The 10,144-nt window shown below is 41.8% G+C and carries 10 protein-coding genes and 1 pseudogene; 5 read left to right on the forward strand and 6 right to left on the reverse strand.

Annotation, left to right across the window (positions count from 1 at the left end):
• Positions 1–145, forward strand: a pseudogene (locus tag ACR2F3_RS12090) (dTDP-glucose 4,6-dehydratase); the annotation flags it as partial.
• Between the two features lie 61 nt (positions 146–206).
• On the opposite strand, the gene ACR2F3_RS12095 reads toward ACR2F3_RS12090, so the two are convergent.
• Positions 207–1,439 (reverse strand): ABC transporter permease, encoded by a 1,233-nt coding sequence (locus tag ACR2F3_RS12095; RefSeq protein ID WP_432710232.1) that lies wholly within the window; start codon positions 1,437–1,439, stop codon positions 207–209.
• A gap of 101 nt (positions 1,440–1,540) precedes the next feature.
• On the reverse strand, positions 1,541–1,894 hold the full coding sequence (locus ACR2F3_RS12100) for a HesB/IscA family protein (RefSeq protein ID WP_432710233.1): 354 nt from the start codon (positions 1,892–1,894) through the stop codon (positions 1,541–1,543).
• Positions 1,895–2,011: 117 nt separating this feature from the next.
• Between ACR2F3_RS12100 and ACR2F3_RS12105 the strand changes: the two genes are divergently transcribed.
• Both ACR2F3_RS12105 and dnaA read left to right on the forward strand, forming a co-directional pair.
• Positions 2,012–3,562: an acyl-CoA mutase large subunit family protein gene (locus ACR2F3_RS12105; protein ID WP_432710234.1), complete on the forward strand. Its 1,551-nt coding sequence runs from the start codon at positions 2,012–2,014 to the stop codon at positions 3,560–3,562.
• Positions 3,563–3,757: 195 nt separating this feature from the next.
• Entirely contained in the window at positions 3,758–5,188 is a 1,431-nt protein-coding gene (gene dnaA, locus ACR2F3_RS12110) for a chromosomal replication initiator protein DnaA (RefSeq protein WP_432710235.1), read from the forward strand.
• 8 nt (positions 5,189–5,196) lie between these two features.
• On the opposite strand, the gene ACR2F3_RS12115 is transcribed toward dnaA, so the two are convergent.
• The 4 genes from ACR2F3_RS12115 to ACR2F3_RS12130 form a co-directional block, all read right to left on the reverse strand.
• On the reverse strand, positions 5,197–5,745 hold the full coding sequence (locus ACR2F3_RS12115; protein ID WP_432710236.1) for an NUDIX hydrolase: 549 nt from the start codon (positions 5,743–5,745) through the stop codon (positions 5,197–5,199).
• Positions 5,745–6,530, reverse strand: coding sequence for a TPM domain-containing protein (locus tag ACR2F3_RS12120; protein ID WP_432710237.1), 786 nt, complete (start codon positions 6,528–6,530; stop codon positions 5,745–5,747). Before ACR2F3_RS12120 ends, ACR2F3_RS12115 begins: the two co-directional genes overlap by 1 nt.
• A complete protein-coding gene (locus ACR2F3_RS12125) occupies positions 6,530–6,976 on the reverse strand; it encodes a TPM domain-containing protein (RefSeq protein ID WP_432710238.1) in 447 nt (148 codons plus the stop codon). The genes ACR2F3_RS12120 and ACR2F3_RS12125 overlap by 1 nt, the downstream gene beginning before the upstream one ends.
• 75 nt (positions 6,977–7,051) lie before the next feature.
• Complete coding sequence (locus ACR2F3_RS12130; RefSeq protein WP_432710239.1) at positions 7,052–7,633, reverse strand: LemA family protein; 582 nt, start codon at positions 7,631–7,633, stop codon at positions 7,052–7,054.
• Between the two features lie 86 nt (positions 7,634–7,719).
• Here ACR2F3_RS12130 and ACR2F3_RS12135 point away from each other — a divergent pair, with 86 nt between their 5' ends.
• Positions 7,720–9,261, forward strand: coding sequence for an NAD(P)/FAD-dependent oxidoreductase (locus ACR2F3_RS12135; protein ID WP_432710240.1), 1,542 nt, complete (start codon positions 7,720–7,722; stop codon positions 9,259–9,261).
• Positions 9,262–9,379: 118 nt separating this feature from the next.
• Complete coding sequence (locus tag ACR2F3_RS12140; protein WP_432710241.1) at positions 9,380–9,739, forward strand: CoA-binding protein; 360 nt, start codon at positions 9,380–9,382, stop codon at positions 9,737–9,739.
• Positions 9,740–10,144 lie beyond the last annotated feature (405 nt).

Below are 10,144 nucleotides of genomic sequence, written 5' to 3' on the forward strand. Positions count from 1 at the left end.
GAAATTAGGCTGGGTACCAAGCTTGCAGTTTGAAGAAGGTTTAGAAAAAACTGTAGACTGGTATTTAGAAAATGAAGAATGGTTGAATAATGTTACTTCTGGTAATTACCAGGCGTATTATGAAACACAATATGTAGGCAGGTAATATAGCCTGGAAATAAAAAATCCCCGGCAACCAATGGTTGCCGGGGATTTTTGTTTATAACCTACTCGTATCTTAAAGCTTCTACGGGGTCTAGTTTTGATGCTTTTTTTGCAGGGTAGTAACCGGATACCACGCCGACTAATACACAAAGGGCAAATCCGCCGATAATAAAAAGCCATGGAATAATAAAGGCTCCACCCATCATCATTGATATGGCATTTCCAAGGAGGATACCCAGAAGTATTCCTAAGGCGCCGCCCATCAAACAGATGACTACGGCTTCAATTAAAAACTGCTTCCTTATTACACTCGGATTGGCACCGATGGCTTTTCTAACGCCGATCTCCCGTGTTCTTTCTGTTACAGACACCAACATAATATTCATTAACCCAATGGAGGCCCCGATAAGTGTAATCACCCCAATAGCAACTCCACCGATGGCCACGAAAGCCAGGTTCTCGAATAAGGTTTGTGCAACGGCGTCACTTTTGGTAATTTCAAAATTATTGGGTTCTGAAACCTTCAGTTTTCTGATGTTCCGGAATTCTGCGGTACTTTCTCCGATAATGTTTTCCAACTGGTCGTTATTGGTTACCATTACGGTAATGGTATAGGAGGGGTCGGTGCTGGAGTTTATCTGTTTAGCTTTTAACAAAGGGACATACACCGCGCGATCGCCGCTAAAACCCATACTTGAGCCTTTAGAAGCCAATACACCAATGACCTTAAAGCGGTTATTTCCTACGTTGATTACCTTGTCGAGGGCAGAGCCGTTATTAAATAAAGTCTTGCTTATTTCACTACCAATGATACAGACATCACCTCCGGTGGAGATTTCCATCGGACTGAAGTTTCTGCCTGATTGAAGGTCCAGACCTTGCGCTGCCAGTCCGTTTTCATCTATCCCCATTACATTAATGTTAGGGTTAGTTTTGATGTTGCCGAGTTTAACTGTTGCTCCACCACTTGCCCGCACACTCACCGCAACTGTAGCAGGGGTGTTTAAGCGGTTCTTAAATTCAACGGCGTCCTCGTAACGGATAGATTCGAAAGGTTTAGGTCTTTCCCCAGGGTTACCTACCCTGATTCCCGTACCCCGGTTTCTGATGGTAAAGGAATTAGCACCCATACTGGAAAAAGCTTCTGTCATGCTTTTCTTCACCGCATCAAGGGTGGTTAAAATTCCTACCAATGCAGACAAGCCAATGGCAATGATCAATGCCGTAAGCATGGTTCTTAAACGGTTAGTCTTAATGGATTGCAGGGCTAGTCTGACGTTTTCGGTATAGGTCATTTTCCGGGTTTATATACTATACGTAAAGGGATAAAAAAAAGTCCCGTTGTTAAGACAACAGGACTTCTCTAAATGTTACAATAATTTTGTTCAAATGTTAGTTAAACGGAGAAACTCGTTCCGCAACCGCATGAACTGGCTGCATTAGGATTACTGAATGTAAAACCTCTTGAATTTAAGCCGTCTTGCCAATCTACCTGCATGCCCATCAAATACATCTGGTGTGCTTTATGCATATATACTTTGATGCCATCAATGATAAACTCCTCATCGCCGTCTTTCTTCTGTTCGAAGCCTAAAACATAACTCATTCCAGAGCAACCGCCACCTTCAACGCCTACTCTCAATCCGAATTCTTCAGCTATCTCCTGTTGGTCTTTTAATTTCAAAAGTTCCTTCACGGCGTTTTCGGTAAATGTTACGGGTGCAAATGCTGTATCTACTGTATTACTCATGTTATTTAAATTAGGAATAACAAATATAAATAATAATGTACATTTTTGCCCCTGCAGTTTACTAATTATTACTGTATTCAAACAATCTATCGCCGTAAGGGATGTAATCTAAACATTATGATGAACGATAAAAAAATCACCACTACATCTGGCATTGAAATAAAAGAACTTTACACATGGGCCAAGCCGGTTTTAGATGCACCTGGTGAATTTCCTTTCACGAGGGGTATACAAAAAGATATGTACAGGGGGCGTTTGTGGACCATGCGTCAATATGCAGGGTTTTCAACTGCCGAAGAATCCAATAAACGTTACCATTACCTTTTAAAGCAGGGCACCACAGGATTATCTGTCGCTTTTGATTTGCCTACACAAATAGGCTATGATTCAGACCACAACATGTCTGAGGGTGAGGTGGGTAAAGTAGGGGTGGCTATCGATTCCTTAAAAGATATGGAAATGCTTTTTGATGGTATTTCTTTAGAAAAGGTAACCACTTCTATGACCATCAATGCCACAGCTTCCATATTGCTAGCTATGTACATTGCACTTGCAAAAAAACAAGGGGCGGACTTAAAAAAGATCTCAGGCACCATACAAAACGATATCTTAAAAGAATACGCCGCAAGGGGTACCTATATCTACCCGCCAAAACCATCAATGCGGATCATCACTGATATTTTTGAATATTGTAGCAAGGAAGTGCCTAAATGGAATACCATATCTATTTCGGGCTACCACATTAGGGAAGCCGGATCTACAGCAGTGCAGGAGCTTGCTTTTACACTGGCTAATGGAAAGGCTTACCTGCAGGCGGCTTTAGACAAAGGACTTGATATAAATATCTTTGCTAAACGACTCTCTTTTTTCTTCAATTGCCACAATAACTTTTTTGAGGAAATTGCCAAATTCAGGGCGGCGAGAAGAATGTGGGCAAACATTACCAAATCCATGGGGGCCAAAGATCCCAAAGCGCAGATGCTACGTTTTCATACCCAAACGGGAGGCTCAACGCTTACCGCTCAGCAACCCTTAAATAATGTGGTGCGGGTAACCAATCAGGCCATGGCAGCTGTACTGGGTGGTACACAGTCCTTACACACTAATGGCTTTGACGAAGCCTTATCTCTTCCTACAGAAGCAGCGGCTAAAATAGCTTTACGAACACAGCAGATTATTGCATTTGAAAGTGGCGTAACCGATACCGTTGATCCTCTGGCTGGTTCTTATTTTGTGGAAAACCTTACTGACGAAATTGAAGCCGCCGCACAATTGTATATTGATAAAATTGACGCCATGGGGGGTTCGGTTACGGCTATCGAAAATGGATACATCCAAAATGAGATCGCCAAAGCGGCTTACGACTACCAAGTGGAAGTAGAGGCAGGTAGTCGGATTATTGTGGGCGTGAACCAGTTTACACAAGAGAAAGAAGGCATTACCGATGTGATGAAGATAGACGAGTCTATCAGAATCATACAAACTGAAAAACTGGATGCCTTGAAATCCGAACGGGATAATGAAGCGGTAGCCGAAGCCTTAACTCAGCTGAAAATTGCTGCAGAAGGAACCGACAATTTAATGCCATTTATCCTGACGGCCGTGGAGGCTTATGCAACGTTAGGAGAAATCGCTGATACCCTAAGATATGTTTATGGCGAGTATTAAAATTTTGTTAACAAATAGTTATCCACATAAAAAATTAAGGTTAACCCTGGTATCTTTCTCGTTTTTAGCTACTTACTAAATAGTTAAGAATTAAGTTCGAAATGTTGATAATTTTTTGAATATTCGATATGTCAAAAACGCCTGTTAATAAGGCGCTTAGCGTATCTGTAAACCAACTTATTATCAAGATAGAAAATGGAAAAAACCTGTACTAGTGTGTGGAACAATTGCCTCCATATAATTAAGGATAACATTCCAAGCCAAAGTTTCAAAACTTGGTTTGAACCGATATCCGCATTAAAGTTGGAAGGTACAGTTTTGACTATACAAGTACCCAGTTTATTTTTCTATGAATGGTTAGAAGAACATTATGTTGGCCTACTACGCAAGACGGTAAAAAAGCAGTTAGGTGATGATGGTCGCCTGGAATATAACATTGTGGTAGACCGATCATCCAATAGCGGATCTCCATACACTACAAATATGCCATCAAACGGTAACGGGGCAGAAGCAAAATTACAATCTATGCCTATCCCCATCTCTATTAATAAAGATATCAAGAACCCTTTCATTATACCCGGACTGAAGAAGCTTAATGTAAACCCCCAATTGAACTCTAATTATACTTTTGATACTTATATCGAAGGCGACTGTAATCGTTTAGCCAGGTCGGCTGGTTTCGCGGTAGCCGCAAAACCAGGTGGCACCTCTTTTAATCCTTTGCTTATTTACGGGGGTGTAGGTCTTGGTAAAACACACCTAGCGCAGGCCATTGGCAATGAGATCAAAAGTAGCCTGCCAGATAAATTGGTCATTTACGTTTCTTGTGAAAAGTTCTGTCAGCAATTCGTAGACTCTTTAAAGAATAATACGATTAACGATTTTGTGAATTTCTACCAGGCCATGGATGTCATCATCATGGACGATGTGCATAACTTTGCCGGTAAAGAGAAAACCCAGGATATCTTCTTTCATATTTTTAACCACTTACATCAATCTGGTAAACAGGTAATATTAACCTCAGACAAGGCACCTAAAGATTTATCAGGCCTGGAAGAGCGTTTGCTAAGCCGTTTTAAATGGGGGCTTTCAGCAGATTTGCAGATACCTGATTTTGAAACACGTATAGCCATATTGAGGAAAAAGATGTATGCCGATGGCATTGAGCTTCCTGTAGATGTAGTGGAGTATGTGGCCCACAATATTGATAATAATGTGAGGGAACTGGAGGGGGCAATGGTGTCACTGCTGGCGCAATCTACCTTGAATAAAAAAGATATTGATCTTTCCCTCGCCAAACAAATGTTAAAGAACTTCATTAAAAACACCACCAAGGAAATCTCAATCGAGTTTATCCAGCAGTTGGTTTGTGATTATTTTGAAGTTCCATTGGAAATGGTGAAATCACCCACCCGAAAAAGGGAAATCGTGCAGGCCAGACAGATATCCATGTACCTGGCTAAAAGCCATACCAAATCGTCATTAAAAACCATTGGCGCCTACTTTGGCGGTAGAGATCACTCTACGGTTATATATGCTTGCCAAACCGTAGAGGACCTTATAGATACTGATAAAAAATTTAAAGGATATGTGAACGATATCCAGAAGAAATTGGTGATGAGCTAAAAGGCTGCTTATAAAGCGCCTAATTTTAGCAAACCATAGAATAACGCTGCGGCGTGTAACGCCTGGTCAATCTTATTGTCTTTTAGCAATTGTTTTACCTCTTCAATGGTATATTCTTCCACATTTAAGATTTCGTGTTCATCCAAATGCTGTTCATGCGTTTTTACGCCACCTGTTAACAGGTATGTAAAGGTAACATTAGTGGAAGTTGCAGGGTTAGGATACAGTGTCGTAATAAGCTCTGCCTGGTCAAAAGAATAACCTGTTTCTTCAAGTAGCTCACGTTTAACTGCATCTTCTGGCGCTTCGTCGCCATCAATTACGCCACCAGGAACTTCCAGGGAAACAATATCGGCTGCATGCCGATATTGCCGCACCAGGATAATTTTATTCTCGCGGGTCAGGGCAATTGCATTCACCCAGTTTGAGTATTCTAGCACATAATAGTCGTCTTTAACAACGCCAGTTTGTAATTTCACAGTGTCCACCCTTAAAGTGGCCCACCTTTCTTTCACCAAATACCTTGTTGAAAGTTTCTGCCATTTTAATATTTCCATTACCAACTGCCGCTGCTACCGCCTCCACCGAAACTTCCGCCGCCAAAGCCGCCGAAACCACCGCCGCCTCCGCCGCTTCCGCCACCAAAGCCACCACCAAAACCGCCGCCACTAGAGCGTCCGCCAGTCATGCTGCCTAACAGCATGCCCCAGAAAAGTGCGTCGGAACCACCGCGACTGCCAATAACCCGGCTGCCACCGCCACCACCGCCACCTTTACGGATGATTAAAATGATGACTACAATGATGATGATGATAATTGGAATAGCTGAGGTTTTATCCCGCCCAGCGTTTTTAGGTTTGTCGTTTTTATACTCTCCTTTCGTATAGCTGATAATGGCATCTATACCGGCATCTAAGCCGCCATAATAGTTACCCGTTTTAAAATAGGGTTTAATGTCGTTCTCAATAATTCGTTTTGTATACACATCAGGCAACACACCTTCCATTCCGTAGCCAGTTTGCATAGAAATCTTGCGGTCGCCAAGGCTCACCACAATCATAATCCCTGTATTCTTTTTAGTGCCCACACCCCATTTACGTCCTAGTTCAAGGGCATAATCGTTAATGTCGTAGTCGCCAACGGTCTTTACAATGGCTATGGCAATCTGGATAGAGGTGGAGTCGTCGAATGCAACCAATTTATTTTCCAGCTGCTGGGTTTGCGCTGCAGTCAGGGTGCCCGTATAATCGTTTACTAGTTTGTTAGGTTTAGGTGGAAACTCTTGGGCAAAACCTGTGCCCACAAATAAAACTAATAGAAAAAGCAGGATAGATTTCTTCATTAGTTATTGGGTTTATGATTGTTCATATAAATAATATCATTCGGTATCTCATTAATGTCGTCATGGTTACTCGGGAAAAATATGGCTAATTTTTCACCAACCAGACTAACACCAGCAATAAGTCCTTCGGCAATATTTCCACCAGCAAAATGTGCTTTCATGGCTACTTGCGTCGTTTCCCAAAAATCAGGTGGTACCACTTTGTTAATGCCGCTGTCGCCAATAATGGCAAATTTATGATCTTCGTAAGCCAGGTAGATTAATACGCCGTTATGGAGGCTAGTTTTATCCATCCCCAGTTGGGTGAAATATTTTTGAGCTGTTTCCAGCGCGTCACCCGGACAATGTTTATCAATGGCGATTCTGATTTCCCCCGAAGTTACCTTTTCAGCTTCCTCAATGGTGTTGGCAATCAGCTCTTGTTCTTGTTCATTAAAAAGTGTCATAAATTTTTTGATATAAATAAGGGTAATGGGTTTGTTTAAAACACGCATTACCCTTTAATGTTATTGTAGTTATTGTTAAAATGCTACCGTTGGTGCGTTTTGTGCGCCTGCATCAGCTTTAAATCCAGCTTTCGGACTAAAACCAAAGATGCCTGCAGTTAGGTTGGTTGGAAACGAACGAACTTTGGTGTTATAAACCTGTACCGCATCGTTAAAATCTTTACGTGCTACAGCAATACGGTTCTCTGTTCCTTCTAATTGTGCAGAAAGATCACTGAATTGTTGTGTTGCCCTTAATTGCGGATAGTTCTCTGTTAACACCATCAATTTACCCAAAGCTTGCGTAACCTGTCCTTGTGCAGCCTGAAACTTCGCAATATTTTCTTCGTTTAATTTATCCGGATCAATAGTAATCTGGCTAGCTTTAGCACGTGCCTCAATTACATTGGTTAAAGTTTCATTCTCAAACTTTGCAGCCCCTTTAACAGTGCTTACCAGATTTGGTATCAGGTCGGCCCGACGCTGGTATTGTGTTTCTACCTGGTTCCATTTTGTTTTCACATCTTCATCCAGTTTCACAAGATTGTTATAGCCACAACCACTAAGCGCGACAACTGCGACAAATAGACCTACTACCATTAAAACTATTTTCTTCATACTTTTTTCTTTAACGTTTAATTTACACAATAGATTGCAATTTCTGTACCTTTGTTACAATTCAGGATAAAAACCTGACAAGTTTTATGCAAAAAGATATTGAAATCAAACTTCTGCCCGAAGAAGTTGGGCATGATGATACATTAAAAAAACTCCTTTCAATCGCGCTAAATACTGATCCTAAGCGCATTCAGGGCTTTAAAATTCTCAAACGGTCTATTGACGCACGTTCAAAACAAGTGATTTACCGCGTACAGGTAAGGGCTTTTATCGACGAACCATTTCTGGCAGAGAAACCAGTTATAAACTATCAAAATGTCAGTAATTGTAAGCATGTGATTATTGTAGGTGCAGGCCCTGCGGGTTTATTTGCAGCTTTACAATGCGTGGAAAACGGTTTCAAACCGATTATCCTGGAGCGTGGCAAAGATGTAAAGCAGCGTAGACGTGACCTGGCCGCCATCAATAAAAACGGCATCGTAAATACAGAATCAAATTATTGTTACGGTGAAGGCGGTGCGGGAACTTATTCTGACGGGAAACTCTATACGCGTTCCAATAAACGGGGCGATATTAACAAAGTTCTCGAAGCCTTTGTGCAACATGGGGCTACCGAAGACATCCTGGTTGACGCCAGACCTCATATAGGAACCAATAAGTTACCACAGATTATTACGGCCATTCGCGAAACCTTGTTGAATGCGGGGGCGGAAGTACGCTTTGATCAGAAGATGACCGACATTCTGGTGGAATTTGGAAAAGTAAAAGGTGTGGTGGTTAATGGAGAAGAGAAGATCATGGCCGATGCCGTTATTTTAGCTACGGGGCACTCTGCAAGGGATGTTTACGAGTTACTTCACAAAAAAAATATCCTGATTGAACCTAAACCGTTTGCCTTAGGTGTGCGGATCGAACATCCCCAGGCTATCATTGATGCCGCCCAATACCATTGCCCTGTGCGCAGCGAATTTTTGCCGCCGGCTTATTATAGCCTGGTAGAACAGGTGGGTAGCAGGGGTGTATTCTCATTTTGTATGTGTCCGGGCGGAATTATCGCACCTTGTGCAACTCATGAGAACGAAATTGTGGTAAATGGCTGGTCTCCCTCCAAGCGTAATAACCCCTTTGCCAATTCCGGAACTGTGGTTCAGGTTACACTTGACGACGTAAAAGGTGACCATCCTTTAAGGATGATGCATTTTCAGGCTGCGATAGAACAACAAGCTTTTGCCCTTGGAGGTGGAAACCTGGTGGCGCCGGGACAAAGGATGGTTGATTTTGTGGAAAAAAGACTTTCCGTGGATTTACCTAAAAATTCGTACTTACCGGGTACTAAAAGCGCGCTGTTGGATGAAACGCTGCCGGCTTTTGTGGCGGAAAGTTTAAGGGGTGCTTTGCCACATTTTGGAAAAAAGATTCGTGGTTATTATACCAACGAAGCAATTTTAGTAGGGGTAGAGAGTCGCAGCTCATCGCCGGTGCGTATTCCCAGAGATAAGGAAAGCTACCAGCACCCACAGGTTGCGGGTTTATTTCCATGCGCCGAAGGTGCAGGTTATGCTGGTGGTATTGTGTCGGCTGCCATTGATGGCATCAACTGCGCTAATGCTGTGAAGAAGTTTCTCTAAACAAACTTTTTTCTAGGCCTGATGTTTGTTTATTGTTAGTACGGTGGGGTCGCTGCGGTGTTTTCTCGCTAGCGATGCGATGCTGCTTGGCAAGATGGTTAAATTTAAAATATAATAGATGAAGCGTACATTAATTATTGGTGCATCTACTAATCCTATGCGTTATGCATACAAAGCTGCGAATATGTTGAAGGGTAAAGGGCACGAGATTATCAACATAGGTATTAAGAAAGGTGCGGTGGCGGGCGTAGATATTGAGTTGCCAGGGAAGATTTATGATGATGTGCATACCATTACCTTATATATAGGACCGCCATTGCAAAAAGACTATTATGATTATATCCTAAAAACCAACCCAAAAAGGGTGGTGTTTAACCCCGGTACCGAAAATGACGAACTGGAGTTGCTCTTGAAAGAGAACGGGATTGAAGCTGAAGAGGCTTGCACGCTGGTTATGTTAGCTACTGGGCAGTATTAAGCAACGGCTAGGCTTGACGTTTGTATTAATAGCTACTTTGCTATTATATATTCCTGGGGCATTAACCTGCTATAAAGATTTTAAAAGAGTAGTTCCAATGGGATTACTCTTTTTTTTTGTTTGGTGAACTTTTTAAGCAGGTTTCTTTTTCCTTTTTTCATGGTGTAGTAGTTACACGAAGCCCTGGTGTAAATCATTACACTTGTAAACCATGTAGTTAGCTCTTTTTATGAAAAACTTAGGTAGAATTATTTTGGGAAAGCAAATATTTTCCTACTTTTGCATCCCGCTTCGGAGGAAGGGAAACAGTGAAAGGGATATAGAGAAGGTTGATTTGAAGAGTTAAAAGTAGTAATGTTGTTCTGAGTTTAAAAAGCTTAACGCTTATTTAAACAAAAGAAAAAA

It is taken from the genome of Pedobacter sp. (assembly GCF_045627485.1).
Lineage (GTDB): Bacteria > Bacteroidota > Bacteroidia > Sphingobacteriales > Sphingobacteriaceae > Pedobacter.

Coding starts and splice junctions, on each gene's coding strand:
- ACR2F3_RS12130 (WP_432710239.1), bottom strand. CDS start 7,633: ATGAAGAAAATAGTTTTAATGGTAGTAGGTCTATTTGTCGCAGTTGTC.
- ACR2F3_RS12105 (WP_432710234.1), top strand. CDS start 2,012: ATGATGAACGATAAAAAAATCACCACTACATCTGGCATTGAAATAAAA.
- ACR2F3_RS12125 (WP_432710238.1), bottom strand. CDS start 6,976: ATGACACTTTTTAATGAACAAGAACAAGAGCTGATTGCCAACACCATT.
- ACR2F3_RS12135 (WP_432710240.1), top strand. CDS start 7,720: ATGCAAAAAGATATTGAAATCAAACTTCTGCCCGAAGAAGTTGGGCAT.
- ACR2F3_RS12115 (WP_432710236.1), bottom strand. CDS start 5,745: ATGGAAATATTAAAATGGCAGAAACTTTCAACAAGGTATTTGGTGAAA.
- ACR2F3_RS12140 (WP_432710241.1), top strand. CDS start 9,380: ATGAAGCGTACATTAATTATTGGTGCATCTACTAATCCTATGCGTTAT.
- ACR2F3_RS12100 (WP_432710233.1), bottom strand. CDS start 1,894: ATGAGTAATACAGTAGATACAGCATTTGCACCCGTAACATTTACCGAA.
- ACR2F3_RS12120 (WP_432710237.1), bottom strand. CDS start 6,530: ATGAAGAAATCTATCCTGCTTTTTCTATTAGTTTTATTTGTGGGCACA.
- dnaA (WP_432710235.1), top strand. CDS start 3,758: ATGGAAAAAACCTGTACTAGTGTGTGGAACAATTGCCTCCATATAATT.
- ACR2F3_RS12095 (WP_432710232.1), bottom strand. CDS start 1,439: ATGACCTATACCGAAAACGTCAGACTAGCCCTGCAATCCATTAAGACT.